Source organism: Pinisolibacter sp. DMC19, assembly GCF_056313985.1.
The window spans coordinates 626755-648272 of record NZ_JBQUZF010000001.1 but is presented as its reverse complement, the minus strand read 5'-3'; the positions used below and the strand labels follow the sequence as shown (position 1 = coordinate 648272).

21 protein-coding genes are annotated in these 21518 nt (G+C 67.1%); 6 read left to right on the top strand and 15 right to left on the bottom strand.

All coding sequences use genetic code 11. The annotated features are described in order from the left end of the window. Positions 1-99: 99 nt before the first annotated feature. From purQ to purC, 3 genes are all read right to left on the bottom strand, one after another. Positions 100-786, bottom strand: coding sequence for a phosphoribosylformylglycinamidine synthase subunit PurQ (purQ, locus tag ACT53U_RS02910; protein ID WP_476152586.1), 687 nt, complete (start codon positions 784-786; stop codon positions 100-102). Positions 787-853: 67 nt separating this feature from the next. Beyond that, entirely contained in the window at positions 854-1093 is a 240-nt protein-coding gene (gene purS / locus ACT53U_RS02905) for a phosphoribosylformylglycinamidine synthase subunit PurS (RefSeq protein ID WP_476152585.1), read from the bottom strand. 245 nt (positions 1094-1338) lie between these two features. Beyond that, on the bottom strand, positions 1339-2136 hold the full coding sequence (gene purC, locus ACT53U_RS02900; protein WP_476138742.1) for a phosphoribosylaminoimidazolesuccinocarboxamide synthase: 798 nt from the start codon (positions 2134-2136) through the stop codon (positions 1339-1341). Between the two features lie 384 nt (positions 2137-2520). Here purC and ACT53U_RS02895 point away from each other — a divergent pair, with 384 nt between their 5' ends. After that, positions 2521-2841 carry a DUF1476 domain-containing protein gene (locus tag ACT53U_RS02895; RefSeq protein ID WP_476152584.1) on the top strand — a complete coding sequence of 107 codons (321 nt, stop codon included), beginning with the start codon at positions 2521-2523 and terminating at the stop codon, positions 2839-2841. Between the two features lie 75 nt (positions 2842-2916). Then, complete coding sequence (locus tag ACT53U_RS02890; RefSeq protein ID WP_476152582.1) at positions 2917-3720, top strand: HpcH/HpaI aldolase family protein; 804 nt, start codon at positions 2917-2919, stop codon at positions 3718-3720. A gap of 28 nt (positions 3721-3748) precedes the next feature. On the opposite strand, the gene ACT53U_RS02885 is transcribed toward ACT53U_RS02890, so the two are convergent. The 4 genes from ACT53U_RS02885 to purB all read right to left on the bottom strand — a co-directional run bounded on the left by ACT53U_RS02885 (position 3749) and on the right by purB (position 7252). Then, on the bottom strand, positions 3749-4291 hold the full coding sequence (locus ACT53U_RS02885; protein WP_476152580.1) for a hypothetical protein: 543 nt from the start codon (positions 4289-4291) through the stop codon (positions 3749-3751). 19 nt (positions 4292-4310) lie between these two features. Then, the gene (locus tag ACT53U_RS02880; protein WP_476152578.1) at positions 4311-4814 is read right to left on the bottom strand and encodes a hypothetical protein; all 504 of its coding nucleotides are present in this window, start codon (positions 4812-4814) and stop codon (positions 4311-4313) included. Further along, complete coding sequence (locus ACT53U_RS02875; RefSeq protein WP_476152576.1) at positions 4811-5758, bottom strand: minor capsid protein; 948 nt, start codon at positions 5756-5758, stop codon at positions 4811-4813. The genes ACT53U_RS02880 and ACT53U_RS02875 overlap by 4 nt, the downstream gene beginning before the upstream one ends. Before the next feature lie 171 nt (positions 5759-5929). Beyond that, the gene (gene purB, locus ACT53U_RS02870; protein WP_476152575.1) at positions 5930-7252 is read right to left on the bottom strand and encodes an adenylosuccinate lyase; all 1323 of its coding nucleotides are present in this window, start codon (positions 7250-7252) and stop codon (positions 5930-5932) included. A gap of 189 nt (positions 7253-7441) precedes the next feature. On the opposite strand from purB, the gene ACT53U_RS02865 reads away from it, so the two are divergent. After that, complete coding sequence (locus ACT53U_RS02865) at positions 7442-8692, top strand: NAD(P)/FAD-dependent oxidoreductase (RefSeq protein ID WP_476152573.1); 1251 nt, start codon at positions 7442-7444, stop codon at positions 8690-8692. Beyond that, the gene (locus ACT53U_RS02860) at positions 8689-9069 is read left to right on the top strand and encodes a hypothetical protein (RefSeq protein ID WP_476152571.1); all 381 of its coding nucleotides are present in this window, start codon (positions 8689-8691) and stop codon (positions 9067-9069) included. Before ACT53U_RS02865 ends, ACT53U_RS02860 begins: the two co-directional genes overlap by 4 nt. 115 nt (positions 9070-9184) lie before the next feature. On the opposite strand, the gene ACT53U_RS02855 is transcribed toward ACT53U_RS02860, so the two are convergent. Continuing rightward, a complete protein-coding gene (locus tag ACT53U_RS02855; protein ID WP_476152570.1) occupies positions 9185-9664 on the bottom strand; it encodes an Lrp/AsnC family transcriptional regulator in 480 nt (159 codons plus the stop codon). Positions 9665-9867: 203 nt separating this feature from the next. Here ACT53U_RS02855 and ACT53U_RS02850 point away from each other — a divergent pair, with 203 nt between their 5' ends. Continuing rightward, on the top strand, positions 9868-13365 hold the full coding sequence (locus ACT53U_RS02850) for an indolepyruvate ferredoxin oxidoreductase family protein (protein WP_476152568.1): 3498 nt from the start codon (positions 9868-9870) through the stop codon (positions 13363-13365). A gap of 23 nt (positions 13366-13388) precedes the next feature. Here ACT53U_RS02850 and ACT53U_RS02845 read toward each other — a convergent pair whose 3' ends face one another. From ACT53U_RS02845 to ACT53U_RS02815, 7 genes are all read right to left on the bottom strand, one after another. Continuing rightward, the gene (locus tag ACT53U_RS02845) at positions 13389-14438 is read right to left on the bottom strand and encodes a P1 family peptidase (RefSeq protein WP_476152566.1); all 1050 of its coding nucleotides are present in this window, start codon (positions 14436-14438) and stop codon (positions 13389-13391) included. 140 nt (positions 14439-14578) lie between these two features. After that, positions 14579-15694, bottom strand: coding sequence for a branched-chain amino acid ABC transporter substrate-binding protein (locus ACT53U_RS02840; protein ID WP_476152564.1), 1116 nt, complete (start codon positions 15692-15694; stop codon positions 14579-14581). A gap of 432 nt (positions 15695-16126) precedes the next feature. Continuing rightward, the gene (locus ACT53U_RS02835; protein ID WP_476153049.1) at positions 16127-16474 is read right to left on the bottom strand and encodes a DUF6867 family protein; all 348 of its coding nucleotides are present in this window, start codon (positions 16472-16474) and stop codon (positions 16127-16129) included. A 17-nt stretch (positions 16475-16491) separates the two neighbouring features. Then, entirely contained in the window at positions 16492-17217 is a 726-nt protein-coding gene (locus ACT53U_RS02830; RefSeq protein ID WP_476152563.1) for an ABC transporter ATP-binding protein, read from the bottom strand. Further along, on the bottom strand, positions 17214-18125 hold the full coding sequence (locus ACT53U_RS02825) for an ABC transporter ATP-binding protein (protein WP_476152561.1): 912 nt from the start codon (positions 18123-18125) through the stop codon (positions 17214-17216). The genes ACT53U_RS02830 and ACT53U_RS02825 overlap by 4 nt, the downstream gene beginning before the upstream one ends. Further along, the gene (gene livM, locus ACT53U_RS02820; protein WP_476152559.1) at positions 18125-19486 is read right to left on the bottom strand and encodes a high-affinity branched-chain amino acid ABC transporter permease LivM; all 1362 of its coding nucleotides are present in this window, start codon (positions 19484-19486) and stop codon (positions 18125-18127) included. The genes ACT53U_RS02825 and livM overlap by 1 nt, the downstream gene beginning before the upstream one ends. Before the next feature lie 2 nt (positions 19487-19488). Beyond that, positions 19489-20406 (bottom strand): ABC transporter permease subunit, encoded by a 918-nt coding sequence (locus tag ACT53U_RS02815; RefSeq protein ID WP_476152557.1) that lies wholly within the window; start codon positions 20404-20406, stop codon positions 19489-19491. 525 nt (positions 20407-20931) lie between these two features. On the opposite strand from ACT53U_RS02815, the gene ACT53U_RS02810 reads away from it, so the two are divergent. Further along, positions 20932-21471: a flavin reductase gene (locus ACT53U_RS02810; RefSeq protein ID WP_476152556.1), complete on the top strand. Its 540-nt coding sequence runs from the start codon at positions 20932-20934 to the stop codon at positions 21469-21471. Positions 21472-21518 lie beyond the last annotated feature (47 nt).

Below are 21518 nucleotides of genomic sequence, written 5' to 3'. Positions count from 1 at the left end.
CGTGTCGTTCCTTCGTCGCCTCGGCCTTGCGGCGGGCACCGTCCCTCAGCCGGCGGGGGAGAGGGAGAGCCGGGCCGCGCCCGGCGCATTGCGCTTCGATCAGGCGACCTTGGCGAGGCTCTCGAACAGGCCGCGGCCGTCGATGCCGCCCTGCAGCGCTTCGATCAGGTTCTCCGGGTGCGGCATCATGCCGAGGACGCGGCCGTGCTCGTCGGTGATGCCGGCGATCGAATTGATCGAGCCGTTGACGTTGGCTTCCGGCGTCAGCGCGCCCTCGGCGTCGCAGTAGCGGAACACCACGCGGCCCTCGCCCTCGAGGCGCGCCAGCGTCTCGGCGTCGGCGAAGTAGTTGCCCTCGCCGTGGGCGATCGGGCAGCGGATCACCTGACGATCGGTGTAGGCCGAGGTGAAGGCGGTCTTCGCGTTGTCGACGCGCAGGTTGATCTCCTTGCAGATGAACTTCAGCGAGGCGTTGCGCATCAGCGCGCCGGGCAGAAGGCCGATCTCGGTGACGATCTGGAAGCCGTTGCAGATGCCGAGCACGTAGCCGCCGCGGGCGGCGTGGCGGCGGACCGCCTCGATGATCGGCGAGCGGGCGGCGATGGCGCCGCAGCGCAGATAGTCGCCGTAGGAGAAGCCGCCGGGGATGGCGACCACGTCGACGTCCGGCAGTTCGGTCTCGGTGTGCCAGACCATGTGCGACTTGACGCCGGACACTTCGTGGAAGGCGCGGGCGAGATCGTTTTCGCGGTTGATGCCGGGGAAGACGAGAACGGCGGACTTCATGGGCTCATCCTTGCGGGCCGGGGGCGGCCCTCGCGAGAGACGGGAAGGGCGAACGAGAGGCGAGGCCTCAGATCAGTTCGATCCGGTAGTTCTCGATGACGGTGTTGGCGAGGAGCTTCTCGCACATGTCGGTCAGCTCGGCCTGCGCCTTGGCGCGGTCGGCGGTGGCGAGCTCGAGCTCGATCAGCTTGCCCTGGCGGACGTCGTCGACGCCGTCGAAGCCGAGGCTCTTCAGAGCGCCCTGGATGGCCTTGCCCTGCGGATCGAGAACGCCGTTCTTCAGGGTGACGGTGACGCGGGCTTTCATGGGGGCAACCTCGGCTTTGACGGGGATCGGGTCCGGCGAAAACGGCGGACGCGCCCCGGACGACGGCGTCCGGGACGGTCACGCCCGATGGCCCCGCGCGTAGCACGCGAGGGCGCGGGGGGCAAGGGAAAGCGGCGTTTTCCAACGGCGCGGCCGGCGCGGCGCAGCCATGCCGTCACCCGAAACGACGACGGCCGCCCCGAGGGGCGGCCGCGTGAATTCGTGTGTCCGATCGCTCGGGTCGATCACTCGACGACGGTCGGCGCGGCGGGAGCCGGGCCGTTGTTGTCGTTGAGGATGCCGAGACGACGGGCGACTTCCTGATAGGCCTCGAGCATGCCGCCGAGGTCGCGACGGAAGCGATCCTTGTCGAGCTTGTCGCCGGTCGACTGGTCCCACAGACGGCAGCTGTCGGGCGAGATCTCGTCGGCGAGCACGATGCGCATCATGTCGCCTTCCCAGAGCCGGCCGAACTCGATCTTGAAGTCGACGAGACGGATGCCGACGCCGAGGAAGAGGCCCGAGAGGAAGTCGTTGACACGGATGGCGAGCGCCATGATGTCGTCGATGTCCTGCGGGGACGCCCAGCCGAAGGCGGTGATGTGCTCTTCCGACACCATCGGGTCGTTGAGCTCGTCGTTCTTGTAATAGAACTCGATGATCGAGCGCGGCAGCTGCGTGCCCTCGGGGATGCCGAGGCGGGTCGACAGCGAGCCGGCGGCGACGTTGCGTACCACCACCTCGAGCGGAACGATCTCCACTTCGCGGATCAACTGCTCGCGCATGTTGAGTCGCTTGATGAAGTGGGTCGGCACGCCGAGTGCGTTCAACTGGTTGAACACGAACTCCGAGATCCGGTTGTTCAGCACGCCCTTGCCGTCGATGACGGCATGTTTCTTGGCGTTGAAGGCGGTCGCGTCATCCTTGAAGTGCTGGATGAGCGTTCCCGGCTCCGGGCCTTCATAGAGGATCTTGGCCTTGCCTTCGTAGATGCGACGCCGACGATTCATGGGTACGTACCGTGACTTCGAGAGAAAATCCATTGGGCCGAAGGCCTCCTTGGAAGCCGGCGCCCGATACGCGACACGCGGGCGACGACTCTTGCCCCCTGCGGACGGGTGCCCGAAGGGGAGGCGGCGTTCGTTCCGGGAACACGCATCGCAAGATGCGGGAACCGCACGAAGAACGACGCGCGGGATGGAAGAAGCCGACGCTTCCTGCACCCGCGCGCTGGTCGCGGGCACCCTAGCCGAAACGTCGCCTGATCTCAACGTGGCATGACGAACGATGCCGGCCCGTTCGGGTCGTCGCGCCTACGTCCATCGGACGAACGTCGCGTTGATCGGAACAGAGCCGGCCGCTATTCATTCTGCCGTTCAGGCTCCCTATATGGGATCCAGGGGGAAATTTCCAGGAGAATCGAAGACATGACGACCTTCGACAAGCGTGAAGATGCCTTCGAGAAGAAGTTCGCCCACGACGAGGAGCTTCAGTTCAAGGCTGCCGCGCGGCGCAACAAGCTCCTGGGCCTGTGGGTCGCCGAAAAGCTGGGCCTCTCCGGCGACAAGGCCGAGGAATACGCCAAGTCCGTGGTGATCGCCGATCTTCAGGAGGCCGGCGATCAGGACGTGATCGCCAAGGTCCTCGCCGACTTCGCAGCGGCCGGCATCGAGCAGTCGGAGCACCAGATCCGCCGCACGATGGACGAGCTGATGCCGGTGGCGATCGAGCAGATCAAGAAGGCCTGATCCTCGCCCGACGGGTTTCGAGATGCGGCGCGTGTGCCTTAAGGTACGCGCGCCGTTTCTCTTTCGGAGGCTCCGATGCCGTCCACTTCTTCGGTCCAACCGCTCGCTCCCGCCTTCCGTCTCGCCGATCGTCTCGCGGAAGGCCGGCCGCTCCTCGCCGGCTGGGTGAGCTTCGCCGACCCGCTCTTCGCCGAGATCGTCGCCCGCTCCGGCCTCGAGGCGGTGGTCTTCGACATGCAGCACGGGCTCTTCGGCATCGACGCGGTGCCGGGCCTCGTCGGCGCCGCGGCGGCGGCCGGATGTCCGGCGATCGTGCGCGCGCCGGTCGAGGACTTCGCCTCGCTCGCCCGCGCGCTCGACTGCGGCGCGGCCGGCGTGATCGCGCCGATGATCAACTCGGCCGCCGACGCGCGCCGGCTGGTCGAGTTCACCAAGTTTCCGCCGCGCGGCCGCCGCTCCTGGGGGCCGGGACGGGCGATGGCGCTCGCCGGCATCGCCGCGGGGCCGGACTATTTCGCCCGCGCCGACGGCTTCTCGGTGGTGCTGGCGATGATCGAGACGCGCGAGGGGCTCGCCGCCCTCGACGAGATCCTGGCGGTCGACGGCATCGACGGCGTCTTCGTCGGGCCGAACGATCTCTGCATCGCGCTGACCGACGGCGGGCTGCTCGACCCCGAGGCGGCGCTGCTCGACGAGCCCCTGGCGCGGATCGTCGCGGCCGCGGCGCGCACGGGCAAGATCGCCGGCATCTTCGGCGGCTCGGGCGCGCGGGCGGGCGAAATGGCACGGCGCGGCTTCCACCTCGTCACGGTCGGCCACGACGCCGCCTACGTGAAGGCCGGCATCGAGGCGATGGCGGCCGCCGCGCGCGAGGCGTGACAAAGAAGAGCCCCGCCGGAGCGAGCCCTCACCGACGGGCGTCTTCGCTGCGCGGCTTCGCTCCCAGGGGCGACGAGATCCGGTCGGGATGACGGAGGATCAGTTCTCCGCCGACGTAGCCACCGGACAGGCCGAAGCAACCCGGTGAATTCCGCAACAGACTCGAGGCTCGTACGCGCGGCATGTAATCCGGACTTTCCGAGGTCAAGGCTTTCTCTTCCCCCTTGGTCCAAAGGAAGGAACCGACGCCATAGGCGGTCCAGTCGGGGCGTCTGATCGAGTCGGAGAAGCCTTCGATCGTCGTCTCGTCCCAGCAGATCATGTCGATGTCACGGACGAGCAGGGGGCCGTCGCGGGAGGCCCAGAGATCGGCGCGGGGATGGAGTCTCCAGTCGAAGGCGCGGGCGACGACCGCGCCGTTCGGCAGTTCGACGGTCATGGTCGCGAAGGTCAGGAGACCGACGGTCCAGTTGAGCATCAGGACCGCGACGACGAGGAGGACGAGGCCGGCGAGCCCGAGCCCGAACCAGCGCAGGCCGCGCAGGATCATCGTGCTCAGGGGCTTCGGCATGGTCGGCGACCTCGGTTCCTCACCAGGCGCCCGAACGAGGCTTCTGGTCGGGCTTCGCCCGCTGCCAATCGAATTCAGGGTATCTCAAGAGAAGTTCCGCGCCGAGGTAGCTCCCGAAGTATCCCAGGCATCTCCCATCGCCCCCGTTCAATCCGCTCTCGCGCAGCACGTCCTTGTAAGCTTTGTCGTCGCCCCGGGTCGGTTGAGCGTCTCCGCCCAGCCAGACGAAGCTGCCCGACCTCACGGTGGTTCCTTCGATGGCTTTTCGATCGAAACAAACGTCATCGACATCGCGGACCAAGAGTTCGCCGTCCCAGGACCGAAGCAGATCGATGCGAGACCATTTCTTCCAGTCGAAGACACGAACGAGGACTGCACCCTTGGGAAACATATAGTATTGATCAAAAGGGATGAGAACGATGATCGTGGGATATATGACGCAGAAGGCCGCGAGGACCCCGAGCGTGATCCGAGTTTTACGCATCCATTTTGGTTCAGGATCGGACGGGGGTGCCGATTTCATCTATGGTTTCCCGACTTGTAGTCGCTCGATTCCGGATCTCTAAAAACATCGGCTCGAAACGAGGCTGTCCAGTCTTCGAAGATTTCATAGCGCGTGCCGCCGACCTCGGAAATGAAGCGGAAGATGCTGGATACGTCCTCGACATCGACCTTCTCGAAAAAGCCGGGGGGTAGTGGTGCCACTCCCGATACGGCGTAAGCAACTTGTATCAAGTCTACCAGCCGCCAAAAAGACAACGGATTCGCCTTGAGCCAAGCAGAAAACTGCCGCAGATCCAGCGGATCGGTGAAGACGTCTCTGAAATGGAACTCGGACTCTCCTTCGATCGAGAGCATGTCTCCTCGCTGTACGACCGTTCCTTCGAAAGCTCCGTAGACACTCGAATACCCGTGGGAGAACGCCACGTCGCCGAAGTCGTAGGCCCTGCCGAAATCGACATGCACGCTCCCTGAAGACGAATTTCGTGCCTTTTCGGCAATCTGATCCGACAGTCGACGGAAGGCGCCTTCGGTACCCGTCTCGTAGGCGTAGACTTCTGCGATGTCGAGGAGATGTCCGATCTCACTCAATGTGACCGTGCGTCCACCACCCGTGAAGAAGTGCCAGACGAAATCGCTGTCGTCCCAGCGCTCATGAGACGATGCGAGGTCGGACGTGAACGTGTGGTACGCGAACTCCGTTTCGCCGGGGCGATAGGGGATGGCCTCGCAGCGGCAGTTCGGCTCTTGGCCGGGATGCCCGGTCTCGGGTGGGCTATCCCAAGAGAAGACTCGGCCATCGTTGGCGCGATGGGACGGGCGAACTTTCTCGTCGTGGCGGGAGCGCCAGACATAGCGGTCGGTCGTGTGCTCGTCCTTGCGCTCGATGGGCAAGACGATCGGCGTTCCGAACCTCAGATAGCGATCGAAATGGATGCGGTAGAGATCGGAGCGATGCAGGTTCACGGGTCATGTCCTCGATGGTGTCGCCATCGAGGATACGACTGTTTCGGCCGATGAGAACAAAACGTGATTTATCCTCGGGGGGCGCCAAGGGCCACACTGCTGCCTCGGACGACAGAGCCCCGCCGGATCGCTCCGACGGGGCTCTGTCGTTTCGCGGGATCGGGGCCGTGATCAGCCGAAGATGCGGGCGAAGATCGTGTCGACGTGCTTCATGTGGTAGCCGAGGTCGAAGCGCTCGCGGATCTGCTCTTCGCTCAGCGCCTTGCGCACCTCTTCGTCGGCCAGAAGCTCGGCGAGGAAGTCGACGGTCGCCTGACCGGTCCGCTGATAGCTGTCCCACACCTTCATCGCGTTGCGCTGGACGAGGCGATAGGCGTCCTCGCGGGAGACGCCGGCCTGGGTCAGCGCCAAGAGGATGCGCTGGGAATGCACGAGGCCGCCGAGGCGGTTCATGTTCTGCGCCATGCGCTCGGGATAGACGACCAGCTTCTCGATGACGCCGGCGAGCCGGTTCAGCGCGAAGTCGAGGGTGATGGTGGCGTCGGGGCCGATCATGCGCTCGACCGAGGAGTGCGAGATGTCGCGCTCGTGCCAGAGCGCCACGTTCTCCATCGCCGGGATCGAATAGGCGCGCACCATGCGGGCGAGACCGGTCAGGTTCTCGGTCAAGACCGGGTTGCGCTTGTGCGGCATCGCCGAGGAGCCCTTCTGGCCGGGGGAGAAATACTCCTCGGCCTCGAGCACTTCGGTGCGCTGGAGGTGGCGGATCTCGATCGCGACGCGCTCGATCGACGAGGCGACGACGCCGAGGGTGGCGAAATACATCGCATGGCGGTCGCGCGGGATGACCTGGGTCGAGACCGGCTCGAAGGTCAGGCCCATCTTGTCGGCGACATGGGCTTCGACGCGCGGATCGATGTTGGCGAAGGTGCCGACGGCGCCGGAGATGGCGCAGGTGGCGATCTCGGCACGCGCCGCGACGAGGCGGGCGCGGTTGCGCTCGAACTCGACATAGGCTTCGGCGAGCTTCAGGCCGAAGGTCACCGGCTCGGCGTGGATGCCGTGGCTGCGGCCGATGGTGGGCGTGTGCTTGTGCTCGATGGCGCGGGTCTTCAGCGCGGCCAGCACGCGGTCGACGCCGGCGATCAGGATGTCGGTCGCGCGGGCGAGCTGGACGGCGAGGCAGGTGTCGAGCACGTCCGACGAGGTCATGCCCTGATGGACGAAGCGCGCCGAGGGGCCGACGATCTCGGCCAGATGCGTCAGGAAGGCGATGACGTCGTGCTTGGTGACGGCCTCGATCTCGTCGATGCGGGCGACGTCGAAGGTGGCGTCCTTGGCCTTGGCCCAGATCTCGGCGGCGGCCTCCTTCGGCACCACGCCGAGCTCGGCGAGCGCGTCGGTCGCGTGCGCCTCGATCTCGAACCAGATGCGGAAGCGGGACTGCGGCTCCCAGACGGAGACCATCTCGGGACGCGAATAGCGCGGGATCATCGGAGCACCTCGTGAGGACAGGGTCGCGCGGGCTCGCGCGGCATTGACGAAATTCAGGCTCGCCACTTAGCAGACCCCGCGCCGACGCTCAACGCGGGCGGGCGAAATGCGCTATCAAACGAGTCGCGCGCGGCTCGGTCGGGAGCCGGCGCGACCGGCCGCAACGGCGGCGCATCGACGAGGATGGCGATGACACACGACGTGATCGTTCTGGGCGCGGGCATGGTGGGTACCTCCGCCGCGCTGCAACTGACCGAGAAGGGGCGTCGTGTGGCGCTGGTCGATCGGCGCGGCATCGGCGAGGAGACGAGTTTCGGCAATGCCGGCGTGATCGAGCGCGAGGGTCTGGTGCCGGTCGGCATCCCGCGCGACATCGTGCGGCTGTTCCGCTACGCGCTGAACCTCGCGCCGGAGGCGAACTATCACGTCGGCTTCCTGCCGAAGATCGCGCCCTGGCTGTGGAAACTGTTCGAGGCCTCCGACAAGGCCGGCATCGAGGCTTTCGCCCGCGCCACCGACGCGCTGTCGCGCTTCGCCATCGTCGAGCATCGACGGCTGGCGGCGGCGGCGAACGTCTCCGACCAGTTCCGCGAGACCGGCTGGCTGCGGGTCTATCGGACGCCCAAGGGCCTCGCCGGCGAGAGCGACCTGCACGAGATCGCCGATCGCTTCGGCATCGAGCACCGCCTGCTCGACCGCGACGCGCTGCACGCCTTCGAGCCCGATCTCGCGCGCATTCTCCATGCCGGCGTGTTCTGGCCGGAGACCCAGACGGTCGCCTGGCCGGAGGCCGTCACCAAGGCCTACGGCGACCGGTTCGAGGCGCTCGGCGGCACCTTCGCGCGCGGCGATGCGCGCTCGCTCCGGCGGATCGACGAGCGTTGGTTCGTGACGACCGAGACCGGCGAGGTCTCGGCGCCGACGGTGGTGGTGGCGCTGGGGCCGTGGTCGAACGACCTGCTCGATCGCTTCGACCTGTCGTTCCCCTTCGCGGTGAAGCGTGGCTACCACATGCATTTCGCCGCCGAGCGCGGCGCGCGGCTGGCGCGGCCGATCGTCGACGTCGAGATGGGTTACTGCCTGACGCCGATGGCCAAGGGCTACCGCCTGACGACCGGCGTCGAGATCGCCCACCGCGATGCCGATCCGACGCCGCGCCAGCTCGAACAGTTGAAGCCGATCGCCCGCGAACTCTTCCCGCTCGGCGCCGAACTCGATCCGGAGCCCTGGCTCGGACGGCGGCCGGCGCTGCCGGACGGGCTGCCGATCATCGGCCCGGCGCCGGGCGTGCCGGACATGTGGCTCGACTTCGGCCACGGTCATCTCGGCTTCACGCTGGGGCCGATCTCCGGCCGGCTGATCGCCGAGAGCATCGTCGGCGAGCCGACGCTGGTCGACCTGACGCCCTTCCGGGCGGAGCGCTTCGGAGGTCAGCGATGAGGGAGACGCGGGGTCGGGTCCGGCTCGCCGCGCGCCGCGAGGGCGGCCGCCGGCCGCTGCCGATCGTCTTCGCCTTCGTCGGCATCGTCGTCGTCACCTTCGCCCAGGCGGTCGAACGCGGCATGATCGACGGCGTGAAGATCGAATGGCCGGTCTATCTCTTCGGCGGGGCGATGATCGCCATCGGCATCTTCGGCATGGCGCGGCGCAACGATCCGGAGCCGGTGGAAGACGAGAGCGGGCCGATCCGCGAATCGGGCCGGGCGCCGAACGAGCGCGATCCGGTCGACGAGCTGCGCGAGACGCTCGACCGGATGCAGGGGCGCAAGCCCTGGGACACGACGGGTTCGGGATCGGGGCCGGGCGGCGGGGCGTGACGGAAGTCTGGCCAGCTCTCTGTTCGGCTTCACCCTTCGAGGCTCGCTTCGCTCGCACCTCAGGATGAAGGGCCTTCGCACGAGGCTCGCCCTGTCACGGGCTACGCGCTCGACGTCAGGTCTCGCGCAGCGGCAGGGCCGGGGTGTCCTTCACCGTCGCCACCACGATGTGGGACTGGACGTCGGTGACGAGATTGTTGTCGAGGAGCTTCGAGCGCAGGAAGCTGTCGTAGGCCTTCATGTCCTCGGCGACCACCTTGATCAGATAGTCGACGGCGCCCGTCACGCGCTCGCAGGTGATGACCTCGGGCCACAGACGCATCATGCGGTCGAACTCGGTCATGTTGTCGTTCGACGGCACGCCGAGTTTGACGAAGGCATAGACGACGAATTCGAGCCCCACCGCCTCGCGGTCGACCAGCGCGGCGATCTGCTTGATGATGCCGGAGTCCTTCATCCGCTTGATGCGACGCCAGCACGGCGTCTGGCTCATGCCGGCTTCCTTGGCGACGTCGGCGATGGCCAGAGAGGCATCGCGCTGGAGAATGCGCAGGATGCGCACGTCATGCGGATCGAGGAGAATCTTTTCCGCCATCCCTTGTCACCTGAAACAAATCGACGTGAAACGCTGTTTGGGGCGCCAAGTTAGCATGAAATTCGACTGATGGAAGGTGTATTCTGTCCCCTCGACGAAAGCTGAACGACGTCGCGTAATCCGGTCGTCCCCGTCCAGAATGGCACGAAGAACGATGTCATGGGGCCTCCGAACCGCCGTCGCAGTGGTCGAGGGAGACGCTCATGAACGACTTCACGCCGTGGCCGACGCGGCCGCCGAAGCTTTCCGACAAATACGACCTCGATCGGGGTCGCGTCTATCTCACCGGTATCCAGGCACTGGTTCGCCTGCCGATCGACCGCGTCCGTCTCGACCGGGCGGCGGGGGTGAAGACCGCCGGTTTCATTTCGGGCTATCGCGGTTCGCCGCTCGCCGGCTACGACCAGCAGCTCGTCGCGGCACGCGCCGAGCTCGCCGCCCACGACGTGCGCTTCACGCCGGGCGTCAACGAGGAATTGGCGGCGACCGCCGTCTGGGGCTCGCAGAAGACGGTCTCCTCCGGCGCCGGCTCCGACTTCGACGGCGTCTTCGGCATCTGGTACGGCAAGGCGCCCGGCGTCGACCGCTCCACCGACGTCTTCAAACACGCCAACGCCTCCGGCACGTCCCGCCTCGGCGGCGTGCTGGCGATCGCCGGCGACGATCATCTGGCGAAGTCCTCCACCGTCGCCTGTCAGAGCGAATTCCAGTTCGCCGACTGCGAGATCCCGGTGCTGGAGCCGGCCGATCTGCAGGACGTCGTCGACTACGGCCTGCTCGGCCTCGAGATGTCGCGCTATTCCGGCCTGTGGGTGGGCATGATCGCGCTCGCCGACACGATGGATTCCTCCGGCGTGGTCGACGTCTCGCTCGCTCGCCACACCTTCCGCCGGCCACGGCCGGAGTTCGATCCCCGCGCCCGCACCGACGTCGACCGGCCGATGCTCCTGAAGCACCGGCTCGACAACGAGGTCTCGGTGCGCGAGATCCGCATTCCGGCGGCGCGCGCCTTCGCCCGGGCGAACGGGCTCGACGCCCAGGTCTTCGGTGCCAGCCGGCCGCGCATCGGCTTCGTCGCCACCGGCAAGGCCTATCGCGATCTGCGTCAGGCCTTCGCGATCGTCGGCATCGACGAGCAGCGGGCGCGCGATCTCGGCGTCGCCATCTTCAAGGTCGGCATGAGCTGGCCGCTGGAGCCGATGGCGATCTCGACCTTCGCCCGCGGCATCGAGCGTCTCGTCGTCGTCGAGCACAAGCGCTCGCTGATCGAGGCGCAGATCAAGGAACTGGCCTATCACTGGCCCGACGGCCAGCGCCCGGCGATCTGGGGCAAGACGACGCCGACGGGCGAGCCCTTCTTCGCCGCGGTGCGCGAACTCGCCTCCGCCGACATCGTGCCGGCGCTGATGGCGGTGATCCCGCAGCTTTCCGAAGACTCCCGCGCCCGCGACGCGGCCGATGCGCTGGTGCGTCAGGCGATGTGGGCGGCGGGCCATGCGTCGGACGCGCGGCGTTCGCCCTATTTCTGCGCCGGCTGCCCGCACAACACCTCGACCAGGACGCCGGAGGGGTCGCGCTCGATGGCCGGTATCGGCTGTCACGCCATGACCGAACTCGCCGAGCGCACCACCGACGGCCTCTCGGCGATGGGCGGCGAGGGCGTGCCCTGGGTCGGTCAGGCGGCCTTCTCGCGCGACACCCACGTCTTCGCCAATCTCGGCGACGGCACGTGGTTCCATTCCGGCACGCTCGCCGTCCGCCAGTCGGTCGTCGCGGGGGTGAACATCACCTACAAGATCCTCTTCAACGACGCCGTCGCCATGACCGGCGGGCAGAAGGTCGACGGTGGCGCGCTGACCGTCGGGCGCCTCACCCGCAGCCTCGAGGCGGAGGGTGTCGCGAAGATCGTCGTCGTCGCCGACGAATGGGAGCGTCATGTCGGATCGCCGGAACTCGCGGCCGGCGTCACCGTTCGCCCGCGCGCCGAGCTTCTCGACGTCGAGTGCGAACTCGCCGCCACGCCCGGCGTGACGGTGTTGGTCTACGACCAGACCTGCGCGGCGGAGAAGCGGCGGCGGCGCAAGCGCGGGCTGATGGCCGACGTGCCGAAGCGGCTCTTCGTCAACGAGCGCGTCTGCGAGGACTGCGGCGACTGTTCCAAACAGTCGAACTGCGTCGCCGTCGAGCCGATCGAGACCGCCTTCGGGCGCAAGCGGCGGATCAGTCAGGCGAACTGCAACAAGGACTTCTCCTGCGAGAGCGGCTTCTGCCCGTCCTTCGTCGAGGTGATCGGCGGCAGGCTGAAGCGCGAGGGGCGGCGGATCGATCCGGCAGCACTGCTCGACGGCCTGCCCGCCCCGATGCGCGCCGGGCTCGAGGCCAAGACGCTCGATCTCGTCATCGCCGGCATCGGCGGCATGGGCGTCACCACGGCGGCGGCGGTGCTGGCCATGGCGGCGCATGTCGACGGGCTCGACGTGTCGACGCTCGACATGACGGGCCTCGCCCAGAAGGGCGGACCGGTGACGAGCCATGTCCGCTTCTCCACCTTCGCCCGGCCGATCGAGGGGCCGCGGGTGCCGAACGCCTCGCTCGACGTGTTGATCGCCGCCGACATGGTGGTGGCGGCCGGCGGCGACGTGCTCGCCATGGCCGACCCGGCCCGCACCGCGACCTTCGCCGACGCCAAGCCGCAGCCGACGGCGGAATTCGTGCTGCGCCAGACGCAGTCCTTCTCGGCGAACCGGCTCGCGGGGCTCCTCGGCGAGGCCTCGGCGGTGTTCCGCAGCTTCGCCGCCGGCGAGATCGCCGAGCGGCTGTTCGGCGACACGCTCGCCGTCAACATGATCCTGATCGGCGCCGCCCTTCAGGACGGGCGGCTGCCGATCTCGGTCGGGGCGCTGGAGACGGCGATCCGGCTCAACGGCGCTTCGGTCGAAGCCAATCTCGCCGCCGTGGCGCTCGGGCGGGCGCTCGCCGCCGCGCCCGAGCGGGTGACGGCGCTGGTGGCGCCGCGTGCCGTCGTCGACGTCGCCGCCGTGCCGCTCGACGAACGCATTTCCTTCCTCGCCGACGAGCTCGTGCGTTGGGGCGGTCTGGCGGTCGCGACCGACTTCCGCACCCGCATCGCCGCGGTACGCCGCGCCGAAATGGATGCGACGGGCGAGGAGAGCGTGACGCGGCGGGTCGCCGAACGGCTCTATCGCCTCACCGCCATCAAGGACGAGTGGGAAGTGGCGCGGCTCCACGCCGATCCGGCCTTCGCCGCAAGGCTCGCCGAGACCTTCGAGGACGTGTCGCAGATCCGCACCGTGCTCGCCCCGCCGTTCCTGGCGAAGCGGGACCCGGCGACCGGGCGGCCGAAGAAGCTCTCCTTCGGTCCTTGGATCCGGCCGCTGCTCGGGCTGATGGCGAAGGCGCGGGTGCTGCGCGGGACCATGCTCGACCCGTTCGCCTGGACCGACGAACGGCGCGAGGAGCGGGCGCTGCGGGACCTCTACCGCGACGACGTCGCGCGGATCGCCGAGCGTCTCGCCGCCGGCGTCGCGCCACGCGTGCTCGACGGGTTGATTTCTTGGCCGGAGACGGTCAAGGGCTACGGCCCGATCAAGGACGCGGCGATGAAGGCGGCGCGGGAGAAGCGCACGGCGGTGCTGGCGGACCTCGACGCGGCGCCGGTCGAGGCGATGGCGGCGGAGTGATCGGAAACAACGGGCGCTCCCTGTCAATCCTCTGCCGCCGGCGGCGCGGCCGGTTCGGCGAAGCGGTCCTGCCAGGTCGGCAGGTTGGCCCAGCCCTTGTGGGCGGCGGCGTGGACGCCGCGGGCGATGGCGCGGGCGGTGACGTTCACCGCGGCGATGCCGAGCGCCACCATGTCGGCGAGCGGTTCGCCGAGCGGCTTCTCACCCGTCGCCAGGGTGAAGACGATGTCGCCGTCGAGCGACGTGTGGGCCGGCCACAGGGCACGGGCGAAGCCGTCGTGCGCCTGGATCGCCAGCCGCTTCGCCTGAGCCTTGGAGAGCACCGCGTCGGTCGCGACGATGGCCAGCGTCGTCGCCGTGCCGGTCGTCGGTGCGGCAGGCGCCGCGACGCCCTTGAGGCGCGGGATGGTCGCGTCCGCCGGCCAGGGTGAGGGCAGGCCGAGGCCACCGAACTCGCCGTCGATCTCGAAGGGCGCCGCCCAGAAATGCGGCCCGTCGCCGATCGTCGCCGAGCCGACGGCGTTGACCGCGACCAGGGCCGCGATGGTGTGGCCCGAGGGCAGGACGATCGAGGCGGTGCCGAGCCCGCCCATCAGCGTCGCGGTGGTGGCGCCGTAGCCGACGCCGGTGGCGCCGCAGGCGAAGGGTTCGCGGTTGGCGTCCTCCGCCGCGGTGAAGCCGAGGTTGCGATAGGGCGGGAAGCGGCCCCAGTCCTTGTCGCCGCCGTTCAGCAGGTCGAAGAGGATGGCGCCCGGTACGATCGGCACCCGTGCCGTCCCGACGGCGAAGCCGCGCCCCTGTTCGGCGAGATGCGCCATGACGCCCGACGAGGCGCCGAGCCCGTAGGCGGAGCCGCCGGAGAGGACGATGGCGTCGATCCGCTCGACGGTTTCTTCCGGCGCCAGCAGATCGGTGTCGCGGGTCCCCGGCGCGCCGCCCATGACATGGGCGGAGGCGACCGCGGGGCGATCGGCGACGACGACCGAGACGCCGGAGGCGAGGCGATGATCGACCGCATGGCCGACTGCGAGGCCGGCGACGTCGAGGATCGAGTTCATGGGGCCGGGGCGCATGGCGTCTCCTGAGTGTCCGAGTCCGAGAGTAATCTAGCGCGCCGCGAAGACGAAGAAACCGCCGCGAGCGAACTCGGCGGCGGTTTCCGTAAAGACGGGAGGGGAGGGACGCGCGAGGCGCCCCTCCGATCGCGCTACGATCAGTTCTGCTCGTAGACGATCTTACCGTCCTTGTCCTTCTTCCAGGTGTACATGACGTAGTCGACGTCCTTGCGGTCGCCCTTCTTGTCGTAGGCGAGGTTGCCGAGCACGGTCTTGAAGGTCTTGCCGGAGTGGATGACGTCGGCCATCTTCTTCGGGTCGAGCGACTTCGCCTCTTCGGCGGCCTGCTTCATGATCTCCACGGCGGCGTAGGAGTAGAGGGTATAGGCCTCCGGCTCGTACTTCTTGGCGCGGAACTTGTCGATGACGCTCTTGGCGGCCGGGTTCTTGAGCGGATCCGGGCCGAAGGACATCAGGGTGCCGACCACGCCGTCGCCGCCGATGGTGGCGAATTCGGCCGAGGTGATGCCGTCGCCCGAGAGCATGACGGTGTTGAGGCCCTGGTCGCGCATCTGACGGATGATCAGACCGCCTTCGGTGTGGAGACCACCCCACATGATGACGTCGGCGCCGGCGGCCTTCAGCTTGGAGACGAGGGCCGAGTAGTCCTTCTCACCGGCGTTGACGCCTTCGTAGAGGACTTCCTTGATGCCGTCGGCGTTCATGAAGCCCTTGGCGGCGTCGGCGAGGCCCTGACCGTAGGTCGTCTTGTCGTGGACGATCGCGATCTTCTTGCCCTTCAGGTTGGTCTTGGCGTATTCGGCCCAGAGCTTGCCCTGCTGGTCGTCACGGCCGCAGGTGCGGAAGATGTTCCACAGGCCGCGCTCGGTGATCTTCGGGTTGGTGGCCGACGGGGTGATCTGCAGGATGCCGTTCTCGGCGAAGATCTCCGAGGTCGGCATGGTCACGCCCGAGTTGAAGTGACCGACCACGAGCTTGACGCCCTCGCCGACGAACTTGTTGGCGACCGACACGCCCTGCTTCGGGTCCGACACGTCGTCGCCGACGGTCATGACGATCTTCTGGCCGAGGATGCCGCCGGCGGCATTGATGTCCTCGACGGCCTGCTCGGTGCCGTTCTTGAGCTGGGCGCCGAAGGCGGCGTTCGGGCCGGTGATCGGGCCGGCGACGCCGAGCTTGACGTCGGCGAGCGCAGCGCCGGACCAGGCGAGACCCGCGGCGAGCACCAGACCGGTCATCCACTTCTTCTGCATCGGATTACTCCTCTCCATCGTTCGTCTCTTCGAACGTCGATCTCTGTCGCGCGCCCCGCACCCGGCGTGGGTCGAGCCGAGGCTGCGTTTTTCCGTTGCATCCCTCTCGGGGAGAGAGGGAACCCCGCCGGTCATCGATGCGAACAAGAACATTCCTGTGATCGACCCTGCGGGGAGCGTTCCGTTCTCGAGCGACCGTCACGCTTTCCGGTGGGCACACTCTCCAACGCTTCCGCGTCGTTGTCATCCCCTTTCTTGCGCAATATTTGGTCGCATGAAGCACACGCCGCATCATTGTGCAGTGCGAAACGATTCGCATCTCACACGAAAACGGCCACAAACAGCTTTTCCGTCGTCCGACCGAGGTCGAACGACGGTAACCATGTTCGAAAATGCTGCCACCGCGTATGCGACGACTTCAGACGTGCGCGGTCAGGCGCGGTCCTTCCAGAAGAAGGGGCCGTCGGCGACGTGGAGCCAGCGGTACTTGTCGATCATCTGGCCGACGCGGGTGGTGCGGTATCCGATCGCTCCGATGATCTGCACGACGATCGTGTCGACCACGTAATAATGGAGCGACACGAGTGTGCCGCCGAACAGGGCGAAGTGGATGAAACGCACCGCCGCGCCCAGAATCAACAGATAGCCGATGAGATGCAACGAGGAACGCCAGGTCGAAGCCATGGCGCGACCGGTCATCCAGGCCGCCCATCCGCCCATCACGCAGGTGACGAACAGGAAGAGCCAGATCGAGGGTTCCTCGTGGAGAATGCCCTGCAACATCGTTCGGTCCTCGATCAGTGATGACCGCCTTCGAGATAGGCGGCGCGGACTTCGGGGCTGGCCAGCAGTTCGGCGCCGGTTCCGCTCATGGTGATGGAGCCGTTGACCATCACGTATCCGCGATGGGCGAGCTTCAGGGCGTGGAAGGCGTTCTGTTCGACGAGGAACACCGTCAGGCCTTCCGAGCGGTTGAGCTCGGCGATGGCGTCGAAGATGCCCTTGACCACCAGCGGCGCGAGACCGAGCGAGGGCTCGTCGAGCAGCAGCATCTTGGGCCGCGACATCAGAGCGCGGGCGATCGCCAGCATCTGCTGTTCGCCGCCCGACAGCGTGCCGCCGCGTTGGGCGATGCGTTCCTTGAGGCGCGGGAAGAGGGCGAAGACCTTCTCGAGGTCCTCGTCCACATGGGCGAAGCCGTCGATCGCCGCGCCCATCTGCAGGTTCTCGAGAACCGTCATGCGCGGGAAGATGCGGCGACCTTCCGGCGACTGGGCGATGCGCATGCGCGCGATCTCGTGCGTCGGCATCTTGGTGATGTCGGTGCCGGCGTAGGTGATCTTGCCGGCACGGGCGCGGGGCGCACCGAAGATCGTCATCATCAGCGTCGACTTGCCGGCGCCGTTGGCGCCGATCAGGGTGACGATCTCGCCTTCGTGGACGTCCATGTCCACGCCCTTCAGCGCGATGATGTTGCCGTAGAACGTCTGGACGCCACGGACGGAGAGGAGGGGTTCGCTCACGACGCCACCTCCGCTTCGGCTTCTTCGACCTCGTCGTCGGCGACGCCGAGGTAGGCCGCGATGACCTTGGGATCGTTCTTCACCTCGTCCGGCGTGCCGTCGGAGATCTTGGTGCCGTAGTCGAGCACCACCACGTGGTCGGAGATTTCCATGACCACGGACATGTCGTGTTCGATGAGCAAGACGGACGTGCCTTCGTCGACTCGAATGGAACGCAGCAGCTTGTTGAGCTCGAGGCTCTCGCGCGGATTGAGGCCGGCGGCCGGCTCGTCCAGGCACAGGAGCACCGGGTCGGTGCACATGGCGCGGGCGATCTCGAGCCGGCGCTGGTCGCCGTAGGGCAGGTCGCCGGCGGGGTCGTCGGCGCGATCGGTGAGACCGATCTTCTCCAGCCAGTACTTCGCCTTCTCGACCGAGGCGTCGGACGAGCGGCGATAGTTCGGCAGGCCGAAGATGCCGGCGATCGAGAAGATCGACGCCGCCATCAGCGGGTTGTGCTGGGCGACCAGCAGGTTCTCCAGAACCGTCATGCCCTGGAACAGGCGGATGTTCTGGAAGGTGCGGGCGACCTTGGCGTTGGCGGAGACCTCGAAGTCGGGCATCCGCTCGAGCAGCCACAGCGAGGAGCCGCCCTTCGACCACTTGCGCCCGGGGGCGCGGGTGGCGGCGGGCAGTTCCGACCAGATCGACTGCTCGCCGTGGCGCAGCGCGATACGGCCCTCGGTCGGCTTGTAGAAGCCGGTGATGCAGTTGAAGACGGTGGTCTTGCCGGCGCCGTTGGGGCCGATGAGGGCGGTGATGTCGCCCTCGCCGACGGTGAAGGAGAGGTCGTTGATCGCGACCAGGCCGCCGAAGCGCATGGTCAGGTGCTCGACCTCGAGCAGGGGTTGGGTCTGCCAGCGGGCCATCAGCCGTGACCCTCCGAGACGTGGGAACCGGACACGGTCTTGCGTTCCTTCAGGAAGGCGGTGGGCTCGCGGGTCGAGACGAGACCGCGCGGCTTCCAGAGCATGATGATCACCATGGCGGCGCCGAACAGCAGCATGCGGTACTGCGTCGGATCGAAGTCGTTGCCGAACACGATCTTCAGGAAGTCGAGTTCGCGCATGATCTCGAAGCCGCCGACCAGCGCCACCGAGGCGATGACGACGCCCCACAGCGAGCCCATGCCGCCGAGGACGACGATCGCCAGGATCTGCGCCGATTCCATGAAGGAGAAGCTCTCGGGCGAGATGAAGCCCTGGCGGGCGGCGAAGAACGAACCGGCGAAGCCGCCGAACATCGCGCCGGTGGCGAAGGCGGAGAGCTTGGTCAGCGTCGTGTTGATGCCGAGCGAGCGGCAGGCGATCTCGTCCTCGCGCAGCGCTTCCCAGGCCCGGCCGATCGGCAGGCGACGCAGCCGCGTCGTGACGAAGGCGGTGAGCAGCGCCAGCAGCAGGATCAGGTAGTAGAGGAAGATCGTTCGGTGGTTCGGCGTGAACTCGAGCCCGAAGGTCGCAGCGAACCCGCTGTCGGAGGCATTGAAGGGAATGCCGAACAGGGTGGGCCGCGGAATGCCCGAGATGCCCGCGTAGCCGCCGGAGAAGTCCACCCAGTTGATCAGGATCAGGCGGATGATCTCACCGAAGGCCAGCGTCACGATGGCGAGGTAGTCGCCGCGCAGGCGCAGCACCGGGAAGCCCAGGATGATGCCCCAGAACGAGGCGAGGATGCCGGCGAGCGGCAGCAGCACCCAGAAGGACAGGCCGAAGTTCTTGGCCAGCAGCGCGTAAGAATAGGCGCCGACGGCGTAGAAGGCGACGTAGCCGAGGTCGAGCAGGCCGGCGAGACCGACCACCACGTTCAGGCCCCAGCCGAGCATGATGTAGATCAGGATCTGGATGCCGTAGTTGTCGACGTATTTGGCGATGTTGCCGCCACCGGCGACGTAATAGACGATCGCCGGGAAGGCGAAGAGGAAGCCGATGAAGACCGGGCCGGCGCCGGCGGCGATGGCCGGCGGCACGATCGTCGGCTTGGATACCTTCTTCGGGCGGTTCCAGACGAAGAGCGTCAACAGGAGACGGGCGCCGACGATGACGCCGACGAGGGCGGCGAGGAGCGGCCAGCGCGTCTCGAGGACGAGCTTGTGCTCCATGTTCTGCACCGTCACCAGGCCGATGAACGGACCGAGGATGGCGAGAAGCACGATCGTGGTGACGAGCGCGTCCTTCAGGGCGGCGCCCCAGGGGATGGCCGGGGCGGCGGGGGAGGAGGTCGTGTCGGTCATGATCACACCTTCTCCACTTCGGGTTTGCCGAGGAGGCCCTGGGGCATGAAGATCAGCACCACCACCAGGATCGAGAAGGCCGCGACGTCCTTGTAGTCGATCGTGAAGTAGGCCGACCAGAAGACCTCGATCAGGCCGATCAGCAGACCGCCGATGACCGCGCCGGGCAGTGAGCCGATGCCGCCGAGCACCGCGGCGGTGAAGGCCTTCACACCGGGGGTGAAGCCGTCGGAGAAGCTGACCACGCCATAGTAGACCATGTACATGACACCGGCGACGGCGGCGAGCGCGGCGCCCATGACGAAGGTCAGCGAGATCGTCTTGTCGACGTCGATGCCGAGGAGCGAGGCCATCTTGCGGTCCTGCTCACAGGCGCGCTGGGCGCGGCCGAGCGGCGTCTTCTGGACGACATACCAGAAGCCGGCCAGGAGAACGGCCGTCACCACCCAGATCATCAGCTGCTTGTAGGAGATCGTCACCGGGTAGGTCGACGAGTGCACCAGCGTGATCACGTCGGTCAGCATCGGCTGGACCGGCTTGTTGCGCGGGCCCTGGGCGACCTGGACGAAGTTCGACAGGAAGATCGACATGCCGATGGCGCTGATCAGGGGTGCGAGACGGAAGGAGCCTCGAAGCGGCCGATAGGCCACCCGTTCGATCGCCCAGTTCCAGACCGAGGTCAGAACCATCGAGACGATCAGACAGATGAACAGCACCACGGCGATCGATCCGATCCCCGCCCACAAGGTGAGGGCGAGGAATGTGATCACGGCGATGAACGCCGACACCATGAACAGGTCGCCGTGGGCGAAGTTCACCATGCCGATGATGCCGAAGACCATGGTATAACCGATGGCGATCAATCCGTAGATCGATCCCAGAGTTATCCCGTTGATGAGTTGTTGCAGAAAAACTTCCATCGGGGACAGACGCTCCCATCGAGGTCCGGACAGGTCGAAACGCGACCAGTGTCGGAATGCCGCAAGGCACTCAAGTTGCTGCCCGGCGATTGGGCATGCCCCAAAACCGCCGGGTTCGTGGAACGCACCTTAAGATGAGACAATTCGCGCCGTCAAATCCCCCCGGTAAAAGTTTTTTCATCCGGTTTTGATCGCCGGGTGGGATGGATTTTCCGATTTCTGGTTGTATGCGATATATGAGAGAACCTGCGTTCCATGCATGGCTCCATTGCTTGCAGGCGCTGGCGGGCGTGGCCACGAGGCCGAATGCACAGGAATCGTACGACGAAGGTCGCGGATCAATTTTTCACCTTCCGCCCGGAAGGCGCAGGAACAATGGTCATCCGGTCCATTCCGTAGTCCGAGCCACGGTGCCGCGGTGCGGCCGTCGTCCACGCCTTAGGAGTTTCTATATTGTGCCGTGAGACGATGGAGCTTCGAAGTCGTCGCCACGGGCGGCGCACGGAACGCGAAGGACGAGGACGGATGCAGGCTCTCCAGAAGATCACCGAAGCCCCGGCGGCGACGGCCGAGGCGGTCGACGGGCCGGACTATCGCGAAGCGATGAGCCGCATCGCCGGCGCCGTCCACGTCATCGCCACCGACGGCCCGGGCGGCCGCGGCGGGGCGACGATGACCGCCGTCACGTCCGTCACCGACGCGCCGCCGACCCTGCTGATCTGCCTCAACCGCTCCGGCCGGCTAAACGCGCTGCTGCGCCAGAACGGCGTCTTCTCGGTCAACACGCTGGTTTCGGGCGCCGAGGATCTCGCCGGCGTCTTCGCCGGCGTCGGCGGTATCGACCATGCCGACCGCTTTTCGACCGGCACCTGGGCGACCGCCGTGACCGGCGCGCCGTTGCTGGCGAGCGCCCGCGCCGCCTTCGACTGCCGCATCACCGAGGCGACCGACGTCGGCTCGCATACGGTGTTCCTCGGCGTCGTCGAGGCGGTTCGGCTGGGGCCGAAGGAGCCGGCGCTGCTCTATCTCGACCGTGCCTATCGCAGCGTCCCGACGCTCGACTGAGGGTCCGCGCGCGTCCGACGCGAGGCGGATTGCCGGTTTTCGCGAAT